Genomic DNA, 18,730 nt, shown 5'->3' on the forward strand with positions numbered 1-18,730 from the left:
TTTGCGCTACATTCAAATGGCAATCGTTTTCGTTTCTAGTAAGCCCTAGTCAGCCGCAGTGCCAGGAGTACCCGCGTGACCAAAAGCTTTGCCCGAGGTTTTGCCGTGTTCGCCGCAGGACTGGCCACCATCGCCACCCTCACCGCCTGCGGCAGCTCGAAGGATTCCGATCAGCTCACCGTCGTCGCCTCCACCAATGTCTGGGGCGACATCACCAAGGCCGTGGCGGGACCGGACGTGAAGGTCGAATCGATCATCAGCGACCCGAAGGTGGACCCGCACTCGTTCGAGGTCTCCCCCGCCGACGCCGCCAAGATCACCGACGCCAAGCTGGTCGTCTACAACGGCGGCCACTACGACGAATTCATCGACAAGGCCATCGCGGGCAGGAACAAGAAGACCGTGAACGCCGTCGACATCGCCACCGAAGGCGACCACGATCACGGAAGCACCGCGGCCACACCCGATCTCGCCAAGAGCGACGCCGCGGGCCACTCGCACGAGACCAACGAGCACGTCTGGTACGACGTGCACCAGGTCGGCCACGTCGCCGAACACATCGCCGACGCGCTGGGCCAGCTCGACCCGGACCACAAGCAGGCCTACGCCGACCGCGCGAACGCCTTCGCCGCCAAACTGGCTCCCATCGAGGCCGTCACCGCCAAGATCGCCGCCGAGCACCCGAACCAGCCGGTCCTGCAGACCGAGCCGCTGGCCGCCTACCTGCTCACCGCCGCCAAGGCCGACGACAAGACCCCGCACGCCTTCCAGGAAGCCGTCGAGCAGGGCACCGACCCGGCTCCCCAGGACGTGGCCACGGTCCGGGACCTGTTGACCGGCAAGCAGGTTCGCGCCCTCGTCTACAACATCCAGACCGAGGACAAGCTCACCAAGGACCTGCGCGCCACCGCCGACAAGTCCGGCGTCGCCGTCGTCGAGGTCACCGAAACCCTGCCCGCGGGCAAGGACTACGTCACCTGGATGACCGACAACGCCGACGCCCTGGCCAAGGCCCTGTCCTGACGCTCATCGAGTAGAGGATCCCCCGCTGAACCACCGGACCGCCCCGAAGTCGCCGAGCGCCCGTCCCGCGCCCGGCGACTTCACCGCGTCCGAAACCCGTTCCGCCGCAACCCGCCCCACCGCAGCACCCGGGAGCACCACCATGACCGCGAATCCCGCGCAGGCAACCGACACCGGGGTCACCACCCCCAAGCCCGGCTGCGCCCTCACCGGAGCCCGCCCCCGCACCCCGTCGGGCCGCTCGTCCTGCGCGGACACTCCGCGCACGGCGACCGGTTCGGTCGATACCGCAGACGTGAACACCGAGGCGCCACAGCCGGATACGGTGCGGCGCGCCGGACCGCCAGCGGTGCGACTATCGGGGGCACGACTCTCGTTCGGGGAGCGGACCCTCTGGCAGGGACTGGATCTCGAGGTCGCGGCTGGGGAATTCATCGCGGTGCTGGGGCCCAACGGCTCAGGGAAGACCTCGATGCTGCGGATGCTGCTCGGGCAGGTCGCGTTGAGCGCCGGGACCGCCGAGGTCGCGGGAGTTCCTGCGCGGCTGGGGAATCCGGCGATCGGATACGTGCCACAGCAGAAGACCATCGAGGGCGGGGCGCAGTTGCGCGGCGTCGATCTGGTGGGACTCGGCGTCGACGGGCACCGATGGGGACTCGGGTTCCGGGGACGCAAGGAACGCAAACGGAAAGTCGCGGAGGCCATTTCGGCCGTCGGGGCCGAGAAGTTCGCGTACGCGCCGCTGGACGCGCTCTCGGGCGGCGAACAGCAGCGGCTGCGGGTGGCGCAGGCGCTGGCGGGCGATCCCCGGGTGCTGCTGTGCGATGAGCCGCTGCTCTCGCTGGACTTGGCGAATCAGCGGCTGGTGTCGGAGCTCATCGATCGGCGGCGGCGCACCCACGACACCGCGGTGCTGTTCGTGACGCACGAGATCAATCCCATTCTGCCGCTGGTGGATCGGGTGCTGTACCTGGTGGACGGGCAGTTCCGGATCGGCACGCCGGACGAGGTGATGACCTCCGAGACGCTGTCCGAGCTGTACGGCACCGAGGTGGACGTGCTGCGCGTGCGCGGCCGCCTGGTCGTGGTCGGCACCGGCGACGCCATGGACGCGCTCGGCGAATCCGGCGCGGCGCACTGCCACGGCGAGAACGCGAAAGAGGTGCGGGCGTAATGGAAAAGCTGTCCAAGCTCTTCTCACAGATGTTCGACGTCTCCACCACCGCGCATCTGCTCTCCTACGACTTCGTGCAGCAGGCGGTCATCGCCGCCGCGCTGCTGGGCCTGCTGGCCGGGGCCATCGGGCCGCTCATCATCAGCCGCCAGATGTCCTTCGCCGTGCACGGCACCAGTGAGCTCTCGCTGACCGGCGCGGCCGCCGCGCTGCTGGCCGGTATCGGCGTCGGCACCGGCGCGATCATCGGCTCGGTGGTGGCGGCGGTCCTGTTCGGCGTCCTGGGTTCCCGTGCCCGCGAACGCGATTCGGTCATCGCCGTGGTGCTCTCGTTCGGCCTCGGCCTGTCGGTGCTGTTCCTGTGGCTCGGCCCCGAACGCGCGGGCTCCAAGTTCTCGCTGCTCACCGGCCAGGTGGTGAGCGTCGGCAATACCGGCCTGGGCCTGCTGGCCACCTGCACCGCGGCCGTGCTCGTGGTGCTGGCCGCGGTCTACCGCCCGCTGCTGTTCGCCAGCTCCGACCCGGAAGTGGCGGTGGCGCGCGGGGTCCCGGTGCGGGCGCTGTCCATCGTGTTCGCGGTGCTGCTGGGCGTGACCGCCGCCTTCGGCGTGCAGATCGTCGGCGCGCTGCTGGTGCTGTCGCTGCTCATCACCCCGGCCGCAGCGGCCGCACAGCTCACCGCCAGCCCCGCCCGGGTCGCGGTGCTGTCCATCGTGTTCGCCGAGATCGCGGCCGTCGGCGGCATTCTGCTCTCGCTGGCCCCGGGCGTGCCGATCTCGACCTTCGTCACCACGATCTCGTTCACGATCTACCTGATCTGCCGCATCGTGGGTTCCCGCACCCGCAATCGCCGAAGGATCCTCGTCGCCGCCTGAGTTTCGGGCATCAACCGCGAAACCCTTTGGCGCTTCTGCGCGATCTACCGCATGAGGGGCGGTAGATCGCCCCCGCGCGCCCCTCCCGGACAAAGCCACAACCCCTCGGCCCGGGAGGGGCGTTCGCGGGCTAGCCGGCCTCGCCGGCCAGCGCGAACAATCCGTCGGAGGTCTGCTCGATGAGACCGTCGACCAGCAGCGAATCCAGGGCGCGGTCACGCTGACCCGGATCCCGGGTCCAGGCCAGGTCCAGGCGAACCCGCTCCACCGGACCCGAGGCGCCGCGCAGCACATCGAGCAGGCGTCCACGCGCCTGCCGGTCGGTGCCTTCGTACTTCTGCACCCGCCGCACCACGTCGGAGGCCGGACGGCCCGCGGAAATCCACGCGCATCGGGGAAGCGGGCAGCGCTCGCAATCCGGAGTGCGCGCGGTACAGATCAGCGCGCCCAACTCCATCAGCGCGGCCGACATGACGGCGGCCCGCTCGACATTCGCGGGCAACAGCGCCTCGGTCTCGGCGAGATCGCGAGCAGCCGGACTGCCCGCGTCGGCCCGGCCGTGCACCGCCCGCGCCACCACCCGCCGAACGTTGGTGTCCACCACCGGAACCCGCTGCCCATAGGCGAAGCACGCCACCGCACGCGCGGTGTACGCCCCGATGCCGGGCAGGCTCAGCAGCACCTCCACATCGGTCGGCACCTCGTCACCGTGCTGCTCGGCCAGCACCCGGGCGCACTCGTGCAGCCGCAGCGCGCGGCGCGGATAACCGAGCTTGCCCCACGCCCGCAGCACCTCACCCTGCGCTTCGGCGGCCATGGCCGAGGGCACCGGCCACCGGGCCACCCACTCCCGCCAGATGGGCTCCACCCGCACCACCGGGGTCTGCTGCAGCATGATCTCGCTCATGAGAATCTGCCACGCGGTGACGCCGGGCCGCCGCCACGGCAGATCCCGGGCGGTCTCGCGGTACCAATCGATGAGCGCGTCCTTGTCGAACGCCGTGCCGTCCAATCCGTTCCGCCTCCTCCCGGCCGTTCCCGATGGTATCCATAGCGCGCGTCCACCGAATCCGGTGGCTCACCGGGCAGGCATGGACGCGTTCGGCGCGTCTTTGCCGGACCGTAACGATAACGACTCGCCGGTAACCGAGGGGCTGTGGAAAATGGGACGCATGCCGCATAACAACCCGATCAGTGCCTGGAAAGCCCTGCGTGAAGGCAACGAGCGCTTCGTCAGCGGCGCGTTGCAGCACCCTAGCCAAGGGGCCGTCGACCGGGCCAAGCTCGTCGCGGGCCAGTCCCCGGGCGCGGTGCTGTTCGGCTGCGGCGACTCCCGCGTCGCCGCCGAGATCATCTTCGACCAGGGCCTCGGCGACATGTTCGTGGTCCGCACCGCCGGCCACGTCATCGACTCCTCGGTGCTGGGTTCCATCGAATACGGCGTGCAGGTGCTGAACGTGCCGCTGATCGTGGTGCTCGGCCACGACAGCTGCGGCGCGGTCCGCGCCACCATCGACGCTCTCGACCACGGCAATGTGCCCGGCGGATTCATCCGCTCGGTGGTCGAACGCGTCACCCCCTCCATCCTCATCGGCCGCCGCGAAGGGCTCACCGAGGTCGACGAACTCGAGGCCCGCCACGTGGAGGAGACCGCGCGCCTGCTCATGCAGCGGTCGATGATCATCTCCCAGCGCGTCGCCACCGGCGAGTGCGCCATCGCGTGTGTCACCTACAACCTCGACGACGGCGAGATCAAGCTGCACCGCGTGATCGGCAACATCGGGGAGGTCGTCTAGCCCGGTCCGCGCGGTCCCCGCCGGGCCGCCGGAATTTACAGGCCGCGTAGGCGCTTTCAGGTCCGACACGCCGAGACCCTGCCCGTGGTGATCCGGATGGTGCCCTTACCGTTGTCACCGTGCTGGAACCGAACGGACCACTGCCACCGGAAATCTACTGGCGCCGCCGCGCGGCCGCGATCGGCGCGGTGGTGCTCGCACTCGCCATCGTGATCTGGGGCGCCTTCGCGCTCCTGAAGGGCGGCGGCGATCACAAGACGGACGCCAAGGCGGCCCCCGGTTCCAGCGCCGCGTCCACCGGCAAGCCCTCGGGGAGCTCCTCGGCCGCGCCGGATTCCAGCTCCGCCAAGCCGTCCGGCGCCACCTCGAGCGGCGCCGCACCGGCCGCGCAGGGCCAGTGCCCCGACCAGTCGCTGGCCGTGAAGGTCACCGTCGGGCAGCCGACCTACAAGGTCGGCGAGCAGCCGCAGTTCGGCATCGTCATCACCAATATCTCCAGCGCCGCCTGCGAACGCGACATGGGTTCCGGGCTGCAGCTGGTCCAGGTGCAGTCCCTCGACGGCCAGCGCAAACTGTGGACCAGCACCGACTGCAACGTGGACGCCACGCCCGACACCCGCAGCCTGGCCCCCGGCCAGCAGGCCGCCTTCACGCTCACCTGGTCCGGGTCCACCTCCCAGCCCAACTGCGCGGGCGACCGGGTCCCGGTCCCGGCCGGACCGTACACCGTTGTGGCCCAGCTCGGTTCGGTGCGCAGCGCCCCGGAACCGTTCAATATCGCCTGAAGCCGGCGCGATTCGAATCGGCAGTGATTCGAATCGGCACGGCGTCGGATCAGTCGGCCATCTCGACCGGAGCCTGGGCGCCCCGGCGGCGGCGCAGACCGGTAACGGCAAGGGCCGCACGAATATCGGTCACCTCCCGCACGGTCATGCTGCGGCCCGCCCGTTCCACGCCCGGCGGCACCAGTGCCTCGGTGAAGCCGAGCCGCTCCGCCTCCGCCAGCCGGCGGGTCAGTCCGGTCACCTGCCGCACCTCCCCGGCCAGGCCGACCTCGCCCAGCACCACCAGCCCGCTGGGCAGCGCCAGATCCTGGCTGGCGCTGGCGATGGCAAGCGCGACAGCCAGATCCGCGGCGGGCTCCGTGAGCCGCATACCGCCGACGGTGGCCGCGTAGACGTCCTGCTTGCCCACGAACACGCCGCCGCGGCTCTGCAGGACCGCCAGGACCATGGAAACGCGGTTGTAGTCCAGCCCGCTCACCGCGCGGCGTGGCGCGGGCGCCTGGGTGTCCACCGTGAGCCCCTGCACCTCGCCCAGCATGGGCCGTTTGCCGTCCATGGCGACCGTCACCGCGGTCCCGGGCACCGAGTCGGTCCGGTGATGCAGGAACAGCCCCGAAGGGTCGTCCACGCAATGGATTCCGGCCTCCCGCATCTCGAAGCAGCCGACCTCGTCGGTGCTGCCGAAGCGGTTCTTGATGCCGCGCACCATGCGCAGCGAGGAGTGCTTGTCGCCCTCGAACTGCAGCACCACGTCCACCAGGTGCTCGAGCGTGCGCGGACCGGCCACCGCGCCGTCCTTGGTGACGTGCCCGACCAGCAGCACCGCGATCCCGCTCGCCTTGGCCAGCGAGGTCAGCGCCGCCGTCACCGACCGCACCTGGGTGACACCGCCGATCACGCCGTCCGCGTCGGCGGCCAGCATGGTCTGCACCGAGTCGACCACCAGCAGTGAGGGTTTCACCTGCTCCACGTGACCGAGAATGGTCGCCAGATCGGATTCCGCGGCCAGGTACACCTTTTCGTGCACCGCGCCGGTCCGGTCCGCCCGCAACCGCACCTGCCCGGCCGACTCCTCCGCGGTCACGTACAACGCGATCTCGTCGCGCGCCCGCGCCCACCGGTGCGCCACCTCGAGCAGCAGCGTCGACTTCCCGACCCCCGGCTCCCCCGACAGCAGCACCACCGACCCGGGAATGATGCCCCCGCCCAGCACCCGGTCCAGCTCGGAGACGCCCGTACCGCGCGCGTGCGTCTTGTTGGAGTCGATCGTCGAGATCGGCACCGCCGCCGTGCTCGGCAGCATCGCCCGCCGCCCCGCCGCCACCGCGGACGAGGACGCCGCCACCTCCTCGATGGTCCCCCACCCACCGCAATCCGGGCAGCGCCCAACCCATTTCGCGACCTCGTGCGTGCACTCCGCGCACCGGTACAGCGATTTCACCTTGGCCACGCGAGGCAGCCTAGCCAGGCTCTCCGACAGATCCGGGCAGCGCACGACCGGAAACGACGGCGCCCGCCCCGAATGCGGGGCGGGCGCTGCGAGTTTTCAGCGGGCGAGACTCAGTGCTCGGCACCGGACTTCGCCGGCTCCTGGCGCGGGTTGTTCGGGCCGGCGTCGACCGGAACGTTGATGGCGACGGTGCCGCCGTTCTTGAAGACGAACGACAGCGGGTAGGTCAGGCCCGGGGTGATGTCCTTGGTCAGGCCGGTGACCTCGACCAGGATCGGCTTGGCGGCCGGATCCGCGGACTTGTCCGCGGCCGGCTCGCCGGTGTTCTGCTCGTGCACGGCGGCGGCCTGGGCCGCGTCCTTGGCGGTCGGCTTGTCGGCGACGACGACGGAGGACGGCTTGATCTCGACCTTGTCGGCCAGCTTGACCTGGCCCAGATCGCCGGCGCTGATGCTGACCAGCTCGTCGGTCTTGTTGTCGCTCATGTTGATCGCGCTGAAGGCCAGCACGGCCTTGCCGCCCTTGGCGTTGTTGTACTCCTCGGTCGGCGGCAGCAGGAAGCGCACGTCGCGCAGCGCGATCGAACCGGAATTGGTGCTGTTGCCGTTGACGGCGGCGACCTGGGTGGCGGTCTGCGAGACCTGACCGGCGCCGCAACCCGACAGCGCGAGCACCGCACCCGCAGCGAGCGCAGCAACTGTCACGGCACGCCGCCGCGACTTCGACGCAGTGGTGGCTTTCAGGGCAGTCACGGGGTCCTCCATGTCGACCGGGCTAACTCCACTATGGAGAGTAGTAGTCAAAGAGAGTAATGCGTGCCTTCCCCCGCGCTACACGCGGGCGGTGTCGCGCGCGTGGCGGGAGTTACCCGAGAGGCGATCGAGAAGCGTCGTGCGCGTGCGAGAGATGCGACACGGCGATCGAACGGGATGTGCCAGGGGGCCTGACAGAGATTCTCGGACGACTTCTCGAGAGATGCATTGCCGTTTATGTGAGGGTGTTCGGTCGCGTATGCGAACTACGCACTCGCATATGCACGTGAACTGCCCGATGCGCTATCCCCTTATGCCACAACGGGATGCACACGATTGGCGTTCTGTCAACCCCCGCCGCCGCCTCGTTGTGGCCCTGACCTGCGCCGTTGATCGCGCCGTTACCGAGTCGCATGTTAAACTGTGAACATCGAAAGGGGCACGGGACACATGATTTTTAAGGTCGGAGACACCGTCGTTTACCCCCACCACGGAGCGGCGCTGATCGAAGCTATCGAAACCCGCACCATCAAGGGTGTACAAAAGGAGTATCTGGTCCTGAAGGTCGCGCAAGGCGACCTGACCGTTCGGGTTCCCGCGGAGAATGCCGAGTATGTCGGCGTCCGCGATGTCGTTGGGCAGGAGGGCCTGGACAAGGTCTTCCAGGTGTTGCGGGCTCCGCACACCGAAGAGCCGACCAACTGGTCCCGCCGTTACAAGGCCAACCTCGAGAAGCTCGCCTCCGGCGATGTGAACAAGGTGGCCGAGGTCGTTCGCGACCTGTGGCGTCGTGAGCAGGATCGCGGCCTGTCCGCCGGTGAGAAGCGGATGCTGGCCAAGGCCCGCCAGATTCTCGTCGGTGAGCTCGCGCTCGCGGAAGGTACCGACGACATCAAGGCCGAGACCCTGCTCGACGAGGTTCTCGCAGCGGCCTCCTGACCGTGAAAACAACACCCGGCGGCGACATCCGTGTCGTCGCTCTGGTTCCTGCCGCCGGCATGGGCGTGCGTCTCGGTGAGAACAAGCCGAAGGCCTTCGTCCACGTCGGCGGCAGTCCCATGCTCACTCGCGCGGTCCGGGGTCTGATCGACTCCGGCTCGGTCGACGAAGTTGTGGTTATGGTGCCCGCCGAACTCGTCGCCGAGACCCGCGCGCTGCTGCCCGACTCCACGGTGCCCGTGCACGTGGTGCCCGGCGGGGCCGAGCGCACCGATTCGGTGCGGGCCGGACTCGCCGCGGCGCCCGACGCCACCCTCGTGCTGGTACACGACGCGGCCCGGGCCCTCACTCCCCCGGCGCTCGTCACGCGCGTGGTCGGCGAGCTGCGCGCGGGAGCGCGGGCGGTCGTGCCCGCGCTGCCGGTGACCGACACCATCAAGTCCGTCGACGCGACGGGCGCGGTGACGGGGACGCCGGATCGGTCCGGACTGCGTGCGATCCAGACTCCGCAGGGCTTCGATGCCGAACTGCTACGCGCCGCCTACGCTGTGGGTACACAGGCGACAGACGATGCGGGGTTGGTGGAAATGCTCGGCGCGACCGTTCATACGGTGCTCGGCGACGCCCTGGCCTTCAAGATCACCACGCCGCTGGACCTGGTCCTGGCCAATACCCTGGCCGCTCATCGTGATACCGCCGACACCGCAGGTGGGCTGGACACGACACGCGAGGCGGTGATCGCCCCGTGATCGATCCCAGGGCGCTGCGCACCGGAATCGGCAGCGATGTGCACCCCATCGAACCCGGCCGGCCCTGCTGGATGGCGGGCCTGCTCTTCGAGGGCGACAGCGGCTGCGAGGGCCACTCCGACGGCGATGTCGCGGCCCACGCGCTGTGCGACGCGCTGCTGTCCGCGGCCGGATTGGGCGATGTGGGCGCGGTGTTCGGCACCGGCCGTCCCGAATGGCAGGGCGTGTCCGGCGCGGCCATGTTGAAGGAAGTCCGGCGGCTTCTGGACGAGGCCGGATTCGACATTGTCAATGCGGCTGTACAAGTAATCGGAAACCGCCCGAAAATCGGTCCGCGGCGGGCCGAGGCGCAACAGGTGCTGGGCGAGATTCTGGGTGCGCCGGTGTCGGTGTCCGGCACGACCACCGACGGTTTGGGCCTCACGGGCCGCGGCGAAGGTATTGCGGCGGTCGCCACGGCCCTGCTGTGTTGTCGGGCTTGAGCGCTGCTGCCTTGCCGCGCCTGACGCGCCCGTAAACCGCCAATTCCCAACAGCTAGGATCCCCGTCGTGACTCTGCGCCTTTTCGACACCGAGACGCGGACCTTGCGTGAATTCACGCCCCTGGTCCCCGGCAAAGCCTCGGTGTACCTGTGCGGCGCGACCGTTCAGGGCGAGCCCCACATCGGACACGTGCGCAGCGGCGTCGCTTTCGACGTGCTGCGTCGGTGGCTGGCCGCCAATGGATTCGATGTCGCCTTCATTCGCAATGTCACCGATATCGACGACAAGATTCTGAACAAGGCCGCCGAACACGGCCGCCCGTGGTGGGAGTGGGCCGCCACCCACGAGCGTGCCTTCGACCGCGCCTACGAGACCCTCGGTGTGCTGCCGCCCTCGGGCGAGCCGCGCGCCACCGGGCACATCACCCAGATGGTGCGGATGATGGAGCGCCTCATCGAGCGCGGCCACGCCTACGCCTCCGAGGGCAATGTCTACTTCGACGTGCTGAGCTACCCGGCCTACGGGCAGCTGTCCGGGCACAAGCTCGACGACGTGCACCAGGGCGAGAGCGCGGGCCTGGGCAAGAAGGATCCGCGCGACTTCACGCTGTGGAAGGCCGCCAAGCCCGGTGAGCCGAGCTGGCCCTCGCCGTGGGGTCCGGGCCGGCCGGGCTGGCATCTGGAATGCTCCGCCATGGCCGAGTTCTATCTCGGACCGGAATTCGACATTCACTGCGGCGGAATGGATCTGGTCTTCCCGCACCACGAGAACGAGATCGCGCAGTCGCGCGCGGCCGGGGACGGGTTCGCCCGCTACTGGCTGCACAACGGCTGGGTGACCATGGGCGGCGAGAAGATGTCCAAGTCGCTGGGCAATGTGCTGTCCATTCCGAATGTGCTCGAGCGGGTCGGGGTGCGCGCGGTCGAACTGCGCTACTACCTGGGCAGCGTGAGCTACCGGTCCATGATCGAGTACTCCGACCAGGCGCTGACCGAGGCCGCGGCCGGATATCAGCGGCTGGAGGCGTTCGTGCTGCGGGTGGCGGAGCGGGCGGGCGAGGTGCCGGTCGGCACCTGGACCCCGGGCTTCGCCGACGCGCTCGACGACGACCTGGGAGTTCCGCAGGCGCTGGCCGAGATTCACGGCGTGGTGACCGTGGGCAACAAGGCGCTCGACGCCGGTGACATCTCGGGTGCGCGCATGCTGGCCGGGCAGGTCCGGGCCATGCTCGGCATTCTCGGCGTGGATCCGCTCGACGAACGCTGGGCCGCGCCCGCCGACAACTCCGCCGCCATCGGCGCGCTCGATGTGCTCATCGGCGCGGAGCTGCAGCGGCGGCAGCAGGCCCGTGCCGACAAGGACTGGGCCACCGCCGACGCGGTCCGCGACCGGCTCGCGGCCGCGGGCGTCGAGGTCACCGACACGCCGCAGGGCGCGGAGTGGTCGCTGTCCAAGGAGAAGAAGTAGCGGTTCCGCGTGTGGCGGAGCGCACCGAATTCGGGGTCGCGGCCCAGCGTGAGGCACAATTCTTAGCGTCCCTCCGGCAATGCCGCATGTCCGCGGCCGTCCGGGGGCGCTGCTCACGCGCAGCGCGAAGTTTTGACATGGGCGCAGCCCCTTGCTGCGCCGACCGGAGGCAGGTTTCCCGCATGATCGACCGTGAGCGGGTTCGTCCCGCGGCCGGCTCGATGCGGGTTACCCGCGAGATACGGAAGGCGAAGTAATGGCAGGCAATTCCCAGCGACGCGGGGCGACACGCAAGAGCGGCAGCAAGAAGGGTCAGGTCGTCGGCTCCGGCGGGCAGCGCCGGCGCGGGCTCGAGGGCAAGGGCGCGACGCCCAAGGCCGAGGACCGGGTCTATCACGTCGCCGCCAAGCGCGCGAAGGCCAAGGCCAAGGCCGAGGCGACCGCGGCCACCACCCGCTCGCGCAATGCCTCGCGTCCCATCGCGGGCCGCAAGGACAACGAGGGCCCGGAGCTGGTGCTCGGCCGCAACCCGGTGGTGGAGTGCCTGCGGGCGGGCGTGCCCGCCACCGCGCTGTACGTCGCCAACGGCACCGAGAACGACGACCGGCTCTCCGAGGCGGTGAAGACGGCCGCCGAGATCGGGATCTCGATCCTGGAGGTGCCGCGCACCGATCTGGACAAGATGAGCCACAACGCCATGCATCAGGGCATGGCGCTGCAGGTGCCGCCGTACAAGTACGCGCACCCCGACGACCTGGTCGACCGGGTGCACAACTCGGGCGAGCCGGCGCTGATCGTGGCGCTGGACAACATCACCGACCCCCGCAATCTGGGCGCGGTCATCCGTTCGGTGGCGGCCTTCGGCGGGCAGGGCGTGGTCATCCCGCAGCGTCGCAGCGCCAGCGTCACCGCGGTGGCGTGGCGTACGAGTGCCGGTGCGGCGGCGCGGCTTCCGGTCGCGCGCGCCACGAATCTGACTCGCACGCTGAAGGATTGGGCCAACAAGGGCTATCAGATCGTCGGCCTCGACGCGGGCGGCAACACCACTCTGGACGAATTCGACGGCAGCGCACCGACGGTCATCGTGGTGGGTTCCGAGGGCAAGGGCCTGTCGCGGCTGGTGCGCGAGACCTGCGACTCGATCCTCAGCATTCCGATGGCGGGACCGGTCGAGTCGCTGAACGCGTCGGTGGCGGCGGGCGTGGTGCTGGCCGAGGTGGCGCGGCAGCGCCGGATCTGAAACGACCCCGCCGGATCTGAACGACACCGCCGGATCCGAATCGGACGGTCGCCCACTTGGTCGCTTGCACAGCTCGGTCTCGATGACCAAGTGGCGCAAGCGAAGACCGCGCGTCAGCCTGCCGACAAGGCGCTCACGCCCGTAAACTCGGGCAGTGGTCTTCGATCAGCCGCCCCTCGGGTCCCCCGTCGAGCACGAGCACGCGACAGCCGTCCTATTGCTGGGCGCGCTCAGCCTGTTCTGCTGTGGCGCGCTGGGACCCATCGCCTGGGCCATGGGGCGACGCGCGCTCAATGACATCGAGGCGGGCGAGGGCCGATTCGGCGGCCGCGTCCAGGTGGTCGTCGGCTACGTCCTCGGGATCATCGGCACCTGCCTGATGGTCGTGTTCGGCATCCTGTTCCTGCTGATCGCGATCAGCGGTCACGGACACTCCTGAACGGTCAGTCCAGGCCGGGCCGTTGCTCGCCGCCGTTCACGGCGTCCCAGGCGGGCCATTCGTCGCTGACGCTGCCGCTCCACTTGGGTGGGCGGCGATCCTTGAGGGCGGCCACGCCCTCGCCGCCGTCGGCGCTCTTGGCCACGTAGTCGTTGAGCTCGGTCTCCAAGCGGCCCACCGTTTCCGGGGTCATGGTGGGGGCTTCCCAGAGCAGGCGCTTGGACAGGGCGACGGGCAGCGGGGCCGAGCCGTGGGCGATGTCGTGGGCCACCTCGAGGGCGGTGGGGAGGACCTCGGCGGCGTGCAGGCAGGCATTGGCCAAGCCGAGCGAGCGGGCCTCGTCGCCGTCGAAGGTGCGACCGGTGAGCAGCAGGTCGGCGGCGCGGGCGCTGCCGATCAGGCGCGGCAGGGTCCAGTGCGCGTAGCCGTCGGCGAGCGCGCCGCGGCGGACCTGGTTGAGGGCGTAGACCGCGTCGCGGGCGACATAGCGCAGATCGCACTGCAGCGCGATCTCCAGGCCGATGCCCACCGCGTGCCCGTTCACCGCGGCGATGACCGGTTTTCGGATCCGGAACGGGGGCGGGTCGATGAGGCCGTTGACCTCGCCGACCTTCAGCGACAGGTCCGCGCCCGCGCAGAAGGCGGGCGGAGTGCCGGTGATGACGACCGCCCCGATGGCGTCATCGTTGTCGCAGCGGCGCAGTGACGCACCGAGTTCCGACGCCATGGCCGGAGTCAGTGCGTTCTGCTGTGCGGGCCGATTGAGCGTGAGCACCGCGACGCCACCGGAGACGTCCACGTGCAGTTCCGAACTCATGGATCGGAATCCTAGTCAAGACGGCGGCGGCACGCCCGGGAGCTCGGGTTATCGGCTCAGCCCCGCAGGATCTGCCGGCCGATGGCGTACTTGTGGACCTCGGTGGGTCCGTCGTAGAGGCGGAAGGCGCGCATGTCGCGGAAGATCATCTCCACTACCGTCTCGTCGCTGATGCCGATCCCGCCGAGCACCTGCACGCAGCGGTCGGTGACCTTGAACAGCTCCTCGGAGACGTACGACTTGGCGATGGAGGATTCGTGGCGCGCCTTGTGGCCCTGATCCATCAGCCAGCAGGCGTGCCAGATGGTCAGCCGGCACTGGTGCAGCGCGATCTCGTTGTCCGCCAACATGAACGACACGCCCTGGTGCTCGCCGATGGGCTTGCCGAAGGCGGTGCGGGTCTTGGCGTAGTCGACGGCGATGGACTGGGCCCGCTCGGCCGCGCCCAGCCAGCGCATGCAGTGGGTGAGGCGGGCGGGGGCCAGCCGCAGCTGGGCGTAGCGCAGCGCCTGGCCGGTCTCGCCGAGCACGGAATCCTTGGGCAGCACCAGGTTTTCGAAGTTCACCACCGCGTGGCCGCCGACATAGTTGCGGTCCATGGTGTTCATGATCCGGTCGATGACGATGCCCTCGGTGTCGCCCTCGCAGAGGAACAGGGTCGGGCCCTCGGGCAGGTGGGGGTTGGCGGCCAGGCGCGCCATGATGATCCAGGTCTTGGCCCCGTCGGCGCCGGTGATCAGCCATTTGCGGCCGTTGATGGTGAAGTTCTCGCCGTCGAAGACGGCCTCGGTGGACAGCTGGTTGGGGTCGGAGCCCGCGCCGCCCGGCTCGGTCATGGCGAAGACGCTGCGCTGGTGGCCGTCGATGACGGGCTGCAGGAAGCGTTGCGTCTGTTCCGGATTGGCGATCTTGGAGAGCAGGAACATATTGCCCTCGTCGGGGGCCGCGCAGTTCATGGCGACCGGGCCGAGGGTGGACCAGCCCGACGCCTCGTAGAGCACGGCCTGCTCGACATGGGTCAGGCCGCGCCCGCCCAGTTCCACGGGCGCCTGGATGGTGAGCAGCTTCTCGGCGCGGGCCAGCTCGACCATTTCCTGGCGCAGCTCGTCATTGGGGCCGTGCGCGGTCAGGCGGGGATCCCGCTCGAACGGCACGATCTTGTCGATGACGAACCGGCGAACCCGATCGCGTTCGGCAGCAAGGTCGGCGGGAATCGAGAAGTCGATCATCTGGGTCACCATCCGTCAGGAGTCTGGGTCGAGCCGAGCATACGACGGTTGCCCCGGCCGACTGAAGGCACCCGCCCTCAAACGATGACGCGGCGCAGGAAATCCTCGACTTCGGCCCGGTAGGCGGCCGGTTGATCGTCGTGGACCAGGTGGCCCGCATCGGCGATGACGACGTGCCCGGCGTCCGGATGGACCTCGGCCATCTCCCGCATCTGCCCGGGCGGGGTGATGGTGTGCTCGCCCTCGATCAGCAGCGTCGGCACGGTGATGGATTTCCACTGGGCCCAGAAATCCCGGGTGCCCCACTCCTCGGAGATGTCCCGGAAGGTCGGCACCTCACCGTGCAGCCGGTAACCGTCGGGGCCGTGCAGGAACGAGTCGAGGAAGTAGCGTCCGGCGACCGGACCGAAGAATTCGAGCACCGCCGCCTCGTCCGGAAACGGCTGCGGCCACGCCGAAATCACGGCCGCCCAGTTCTCGGCGGTGCGGCCCTGGAAGTCCGGTGCCATGTCCTCGACCACCAGTGCCCGCACTCGATCCGGATGCGCGGCGGTGAACATCCACCCGTGCAGCCCGCCCATCGAATGACCGATCACCACCATCGGTTCGGTGATACCGGCGGTCGCCGCGGCCAGATCCGCGACGAACGCCTCGGTGGTGAGGTGCTCGGGCGCGGGACGCCCGTGGCCCGCGGCGTCGAACGTGTAGAGGTGCCCGAATTCGCGCAGCCAAGGCAATTGCGCGCGCCAGGTGCGGGCGCTGCCCATCAATCCGTGCAGCAGCAGGATCGGCACACCGGTGCCGCCCTCGTCATAAAGCATCCACTGACCCTATGTTCAGGGGGAGTAGGGTCGCCACCATGGCAGTCGTCAAGATCAACGCAATCGAGGTCCCCGAGGGCGCGGGCCCCGAATTGGAGAAGCGGTTCGCCCACCGCGCGCACGCCGTGGAGAATTCGCCCGGCTTCCTGGGCTTCCAGCTGCTGCGTCCGACCGCCGGCGAGAACCGGTACTTCGTTGTCACGCAGTGGGATTCCGAGGAGTCCTTCGCGGCTTGGCGCGACGGCCCGGCGCGCGAGGCGCACGCGGGTGAGGCCCGCAAGCCCGTCTCCACCGGCGCGTCGCTGCTGGAGTTCGAGGTCGTCATGGACGTGGCGGGCAAGAACGCCTGAGCGGCGGCCAGGGGCGCTCACGAACCGGCGGGAGCCGCGCGCACCAGCAGGTTCGTGAGGCCGGCACCGGTCCGGTGCAGCACCCATTCGGCGGGACCGCGGCGGAATACCGCCCGCCACAGCGTGGCCGCCAGCAGTGAGCCCCCGGCCAGCAGAAGCAGTAGCGGCCAGCCCGGGCCGTGGACGCCGCCGGGCAGTTCGTGCGTGTTCCCGTCCGGGATCGGCACCAGCACGCTGACCGCGACCACCTGCGCGATGTAGAGGCTCAGTGCGCAGGAGCCCGCGGCGATCAAGGGCCGCAACCCGATTCCGGCCCGCGGCACCAGCGCCATCAGGGCTCCGATGACCAGGAAGGCCACGCCGGTCGCGCCGAACACCTCGAACGGGGTGCCGCTGTGCGGCGTGGCGACGGTGAGCCACCAGGGGCTGGTCGTGGCGACCGTGCCGAACCCGGTCATGTCGATGATCATGCCCGGATCGAAGTCCGTGACTCCCGCCTCGGCCATGCCCCGCGTGAGCAGGTCGACCAGCTGCTCGCGCCCGCCCAGCGGATGCTGCGCCAGCCACGAACCCCCGTAGCCGAGCAACGCCAGCAGGGCACCGACGCCGAGCACCGGCAGCGGCCGCAGGACGCGAATCCCCCAGCGGCCCAGCGCCATTCCGGCGAAGAGGAACGGCATCCAGGTGAGCGCCGGATACGCGCCGGTGAGCACCAGGATCTGGCCCGCCTGCCGCAGACCCGACCACGACGTGAACATCTCGAAGGTGGGATTGCCGCCGAAGGTGTTCTGGTGCAGGTGAGTTCGGATCACGAACGACGCGATCGGCCCGGCCGCCGCCCACACCGCGGCGAGCACCGCCAACGCTCGGGCGCCCAGTCGCAGTGCGGGCAGGGCGAGCAGGAAGAACAGGCCGTAGTAGGTCAGGATGATCATGATTCCGATGCCGGAATGCAGTTGCGCCAGTAGCAGACCCACCAGCGCGACCAGCACGGCCCGGATCGCGATGCGAATCAGGCTGCGCCGCGCCGCGATTCCGGTGGCGGGTTGCGCACCGCCGGACATGAGCGCCAGCGAGACGCCCGCGAGCACCGCGAACAGCGCCGCCGACCGGCCCTCGAAGATCGTCAACCAGGACGCGCCCGGCATGCCGCGCTGCGGCCCGACATGAACCGCGAACATGCCGAGCACCGCGATCCCGCGGGCCGCGTCGAGCGCGAGGACGCGCGGCAGCGAATCTGCCGCATCCATTTCCCGTGGCGCGCCAACCGATAACGATGAGCCCATGACATGCGAGGCTAATTCGGCTCGGTTGCGAATTTCGAGCTCAATGCTCGATTCAGGCCAAGAAATAGACGAATTGGTTAGTTCCCGGCTAACCAAAGTGGCAGCCGGGAACCGATGAGCTAAGCCTCGAAGGTGGCGTCCAGTTCGATGGTGTCGACGCCGCTGAGCGCCTTGGAGACCGGGCAGCCCGCCTTGGCGGCCTCGGCGGCGGCCAGGAAGCCCGCCTCGTCGATGCCCGACGCCCGGCCGATCACGGTGATCTTGATCTTGGAGATGCGGAAGCCGCCCGCCGGATCCGGGCCCAGCGTCACGTCGGCGGTGGTGTCCAGGCTCTGGACGGTGCCACCGGCATTGCCGATCTGACCCGACAGCGCCATCGAGTAGCAGGAGGAGTGCGCGGCGGCGATGAGCTCCTCCGGGCTGGTGGTGCCGTCCGCATTGTCGGCGGCGCGCTTCGGGAAGGAGACGTCGTATTTACCGACGCCGGAGCTGACCAGCTCCACCTGACCGGACCCGTCCTGCAGTCCGCCGGACCAGGCAGTGCGTGCGGTACGTGTAGGCATACCAATCCTTTCGATGTCTTCCGGGGTACGGCGTCGAACCTACGCTTCAGACCGCCGCCGCGGTGCGCTGATCCCAGTGCTCGAGTACTCGCGGCCAAGATTTCTCGTGGCGGTCGCGAGTGGCGGCATTGGGGAACCCGGCGTGGGTGAGCAGCAGGGCGGTGCCCGCGCCGTGTGCCGAAAGCTCCAGGGTGACCACGGTTTCCGCGCCCTCGGTGCCGCTGGTGACCCAGGTCAGTTCGACCAGCCGATCGGGTTCCAGGCGCAGGAATCTGCCGTAGTGCGGATGCCCGCCGCCCGCGGTGAAGAAGAACGGCTCGTTCACCGCGGCGCGCATGAGCACCGAGCCCGGGTCGGCGAACCAGAGTCCGAACCCGCCGGTGCACTGGTGGTAGAGCTCGGCGGGCGAGGCGGCCATGATGCGCTCGGCGACCGTGAAGAACGGTCGCGCGGCGAGGTCGGGTGGCCGGAGGGGCGCAACGTCCATGGGGC

General features: G+C 69.4%; 21 protein-coding genes. 12 read left to right on the forward strand and 9 right to left on the reverse strand.

Annotated elements, in window-relative coordinates; all coding sequences use genetic code 11:
• Window positions 1–105 precede the first annotated feature (105 nt).
• The 3 genes from GPX89_RS19365 to GPX89_RS19375 all read left to right on the forward strand — a co-directional run bounded on the left by GPX89_RS19365 (window position 106) and on the right by GPX89_RS19375 (window position 3,072).
• Window positions 106–1,023 carry a metal ABC transporter solute-binding protein, Zn/Mn family gene (locus GPX89_RS19365; protein WP_328602023.1) on the forward strand — a complete coding sequence of 306 codons (918 nt, stop codon included), beginning with the start codon at window positions 106–108 and terminating at the stop codon, window positions 1,021–1,023.
• Window positions 1,024–1,165: 142 nt separating this feature from the next.
• Entirely contained in the window at window positions 1,166–2,197 is a 1,032-nt protein-coding gene (locus GPX89_RS19370) for a metal ABC transporter ATP-binding protein (RefSeq protein ID WP_235947510.1), read from the forward strand.
• Entirely contained in the window at window positions 2,197–3,072 is an 876-nt protein-coding gene (locus GPX89_RS19375) for a metal ABC transporter permease (RefSeq protein ID WP_157388949.1), read from the forward strand. The genes GPX89_RS19370 and GPX89_RS19375 overlap by 1 nt, the downstream gene beginning before the upstream one ends.
• Before the next feature lie 130 nt (window positions 3,073–3,202).
• Here the strand turns inward: GPX89_RS19375 and GPX89_RS19380 are convergent, their stop codons facing one another.
• Entirely contained in the window at window positions 3,203–4,084 is an 882-nt protein-coding gene (locus GPX89_RS19380) for an HhH-GPD family protein (protein ID WP_157388950.1), read from the reverse strand.
• A 160-nt stretch (window positions 4,085–4,244) separates the two neighbouring features.
• On the opposite strand from GPX89_RS19380, the gene GPX89_RS19385 reads away from it, so the two are divergent.
• Together GPX89_RS19385 and GPX89_RS19390 are read left to right on the forward strand one after the other, a co-directional pair.
• Window positions 4,245–4,868 (forward strand): carbonic anhydrase, encoded by a 624-nt coding sequence (locus GPX89_RS19385; RefSeq protein WP_157388951.1) that lies wholly within the window; start codon window positions 4,245–4,247, stop codon window positions 4,866–4,868.
• Between the two features lie 119 nt (window positions 4,869–4,987).
• Window positions 4,988–5,653 carry a hypothetical protein gene (locus GPX89_RS19390; protein ID WP_328602024.1) on the forward strand — a complete coding sequence of 222 codons (666 nt, stop codon included), beginning with the start codon at window positions 4,988–4,990 and terminating at the stop codon, window positions 5,651–5,653.
• A gap of 49 nt (window positions 5,654–5,702) precedes the next feature.
• Here GPX89_RS19390 and radA read toward each other — a convergent pair whose 3' ends face one another.
• On the reverse strand, window positions 5,703–7,103 hold the full coding sequence (radA, locus tag GPX89_RS19395) for a DNA repair protein RadA (RefSeq protein WP_328602025.1): 1,401 nt from the start codon (window positions 7,101–7,103) through the stop codon (window positions 5,703–5,705).
• A 110-nt stretch (window positions 7,104–7,213) separates the two neighbouring features.
• Window positions 7,214–7,855: a hypothetical protein gene (locus GPX89_RS19400; protein ID WP_328602026.1), complete on the reverse strand. Its 642-nt coding sequence runs from the start codon at window positions 7,853–7,855 to the stop codon at window positions 7,214–7,216.
• Between the two features lie 450 nt (window positions 7,856–8,305).
• Between GPX89_RS19400 and carD the strand changes: the two genes are divergently transcribed.
• The 6 genes from carD (at window position 8,306) to GPX89_RS19430 (ending at window position 13,172) form a co-directional block, all read left to right on the forward strand.
• Window positions 8,306–8,794, forward strand: a complete 489-nt coding sequence (gene carD, locus GPX89_RS19405; protein WP_033085579.1) for an RNA polymerase-binding transcription factor CarD — start codon at window positions 8,306–8,308, stop codon at window positions 8,792–8,794.
• A gap of 2 nt (window positions 8,795–8,796) precedes the next feature.
• Complete coding sequence (gene ispD / locus GPX89_RS19410; RefSeq protein ID WP_407939416.1) at window positions 8,797–9,543, forward strand: 2-C-methyl-D-erythritol 4-phosphate cytidylyltransferase; 747 nt, start codon at window positions 8,797–8,799, stop codon at window positions 9,541–9,543.
• Window positions 9,544–9,557: 14 nt separating this feature from the next.
• Window positions 9,558–10,025: a 2-C-methyl-D-erythritol 2,4-cyclodiphosphate synthase gene (ispF, locus tag GPX89_RS19415; protein ID WP_157389218.1), complete on the forward strand. Its 468-nt coding sequence runs from the start codon at window positions 9,558–9,560 to the stop codon at window positions 10,023–10,025.
• A 67-nt stretch (window positions 10,026–10,092) separates the two neighbouring features.
• Complete coding sequence (gene cysS / locus GPX89_RS19420; protein ID WP_328602027.1) at window positions 10,093–11,493, forward strand: cysteine--tRNA ligase; 1,401 nt, start codon at window positions 10,093–10,095, stop codon at window positions 11,491–11,493.
• A gap of 256 nt (window positions 11,494–11,749) precedes the next feature.
• A complete protein-coding gene (rlmB, locus tag GPX89_RS19425) occupies window positions 11,750–12,733 on the forward strand; it encodes a 23S rRNA (guanosine(2251)-2'-O)-methyltransferase RlmB (protein WP_157388953.1) in 984 nt (327 codons plus the stop codon).
• A 154-nt stretch (window positions 12,734–12,887) separates the two neighbouring features.
• Entirely contained in the window at window positions 12,888–13,172 is a 285-nt protein-coding gene (locus GPX89_RS19430; protein WP_235947514.1) for a DUF4190 domain-containing protein, read from the forward strand.
• A 4-nt stretch (window positions 13,173–13,176) separates the two neighbouring features.
• Here GPX89_RS19430 and GPX89_RS19435 read toward each other — a convergent pair whose 3' ends face one another.
• From GPX89_RS19435 to GPX89_RS19445, 3 genes are all read right to left on the reverse strand, one after another.
• Window positions 13,177–13,989: an enoyl-CoA hydratase/isomerase family protein gene (locus GPX89_RS19435; protein ID WP_157388954.1), complete on the reverse strand. Its 813-nt coding sequence runs from the start codon at window positions 13,987–13,989 to the stop codon at window positions 13,177–13,179.
• A gap of 56 nt (window positions 13,990–14,045) precedes the next feature.
• A complete protein-coding gene (locus GPX89_RS19440; RefSeq protein ID WP_157389220.1) occupies window positions 14,046–15,218 on the reverse strand; it encodes an acyl-CoA dehydrogenase family protein in 1,173 nt (390 codons plus the stop codon).
• A 77-nt stretch (window positions 15,219–15,295) separates the two neighbouring features.
• Complete coding sequence (locus GPX89_RS19445) at window positions 15,296–16,039, reverse strand: alpha/beta fold hydrolase (protein ID WP_157388955.1); 744 nt, start codon at window positions 16,037–16,039, stop codon at window positions 15,296–15,298.
• A 38-nt stretch (window positions 16,040–16,077) separates the two neighbouring features.
• On the opposite strand from GPX89_RS19445, the gene GPX89_RS19450 reads away from it, so the two are divergent.
• Entirely contained in the window at window positions 16,078–16,389 is a 312-nt protein-coding gene (locus tag GPX89_RS19450; RefSeq protein WP_157388956.1) for an antibiotic biosynthesis monooxygenase family protein, read from the forward strand.
• A gap of 17 nt (window positions 16,390–16,406) precedes the next feature.
• Here the strand turns inward: GPX89_RS19450 and GPX89_RS19455 are convergent, their stop codons facing one another.
• The 3 genes from GPX89_RS19455 to GPX89_RS19465 form a co-directional block, all read right to left on the reverse strand.
• Window positions 16,407–17,639, reverse strand: a complete 1,233-nt coding sequence (locus tag GPX89_RS19455; RefSeq protein ID WP_157388957.1) for a DUF418 domain-containing protein — start codon at window positions 17,637–17,639, stop codon at window positions 16,407–16,409.
• 155 nt (window positions 17,640–17,794) lie between these two features.
• Complete coding sequence (locus GPX89_RS19460) at window positions 17,795–18,238, reverse strand: OsmC family peroxiredoxin (protein ID WP_157388958.1); 444 nt, start codon at window positions 18,236–18,238, stop codon at window positions 17,795–17,797.
• A 46-nt stretch (window positions 18,239–18,284) separates the two neighbouring features.
• Complete coding sequence (locus GPX89_RS19465; RefSeq protein ID WP_157388959.1) at window positions 18,285–18,725, reverse strand: SRPBCC family protein; 441 nt, start codon at window positions 18,723–18,725, stop codon at window positions 18,285–18,287.
• Between the last annotated feature and the right edge of the window lie 5 nt (window positions 18,726–18,730).

Source organism: Nocardia terrae, from assembly GCF_009760405.1.
In the GTDB taxonomy this organism is placed as follows: domain Bacteria; phylum Actinomycetota; class Actinomycetes; order Mycobacteriales; family Mycobacteriaceae; genus Nocardia; species Nocardia terrae.

Excerpts from the sequence above, each read along its gene's own strand:
- GPX89_RS19450 (WP_157388956.1), top strand. The coding sequence starts at position 16,078 with ATGGCAGTCGTCAAGATCAACGCAATCGAGGTCCCCGAGGGCGCGGGC.
- GPX89_RS19440 (WP_157389220.1), bottom strand. The coding sequence starts at position 15,218 with ATGATCGACTTCTCGATTCCCGCCGACCTTGCTGCCGAACGCGATCGG.
- GPX89_RS19460 (WP_157388958.1), bottom strand. The coding sequence starts at position 18,238 with ATGCCTACACGTACCGCACGCACTGCCTGGTCCGGCGGACTGCAGGAC.
- GPX89_RS19455 (WP_157388957.1), bottom strand. The coding sequence starts at position 17,639 with ATGGATGCGGCAGATTCGCTGCCGCGCGTCCTCGCGCTCGACGCGGCC.
- rlmB (WP_157388953.1), top strand. The coding sequence starts at position 11,750 with ATGGCAGGCAATTCCCAGCGACGCGGGGCGACACGCAAGAGCGGCAGC.
- GPX89_RS19375 (WP_157388949.1), top strand. The coding sequence starts at position 2,197 with ATGGAAAAGCTGTCCAAGCTCTTCTCACAGATGTTCGACGTCTCCACC.
- carD (WP_033085579.1), top strand. The coding sequence starts at position 8,306 with ATGATTTTTAAGGTCGGAGACACCGTCGTTTACCCCCACCACGGAGCG.
- GPX89_RS19465 (WP_157388959.1), bottom strand. The coding sequence starts at position 18,725 with ATGGACGTTGCGCCCCTCCGGCCACCCGACCTCGCCGCGCGACCGTTC.
- GPX89_RS19385 (WP_157388951.1), top strand. The coding sequence starts at position 4,245 with ATGCCGCATAACAACCCGATCAGTGCCTGGAAAGCCCTGCGTGAAGGC.
- GPX89_RS19435 (WP_157388954.1), bottom strand. The coding sequence starts at position 13,989 with ATGAGTTCGGAACTGCACGTGGACGTCTCCGGTGGCGTCGCGGTGCTC.
- GPX89_RS19370 (WP_235947510.1), top strand. The coding sequence starts at position 1,166 with ATGACCGCGAATCCCGCGCAGGCAACCGACACCGGGGTCACCACCCCC.
- GPX89_RS19445 (WP_157388955.1), bottom strand. The coding sequence starts at position 16,039 with ATGCTTTATGACGAGGGCGGCACCGGTGTGCCGATCCTGCTGCTGCAC.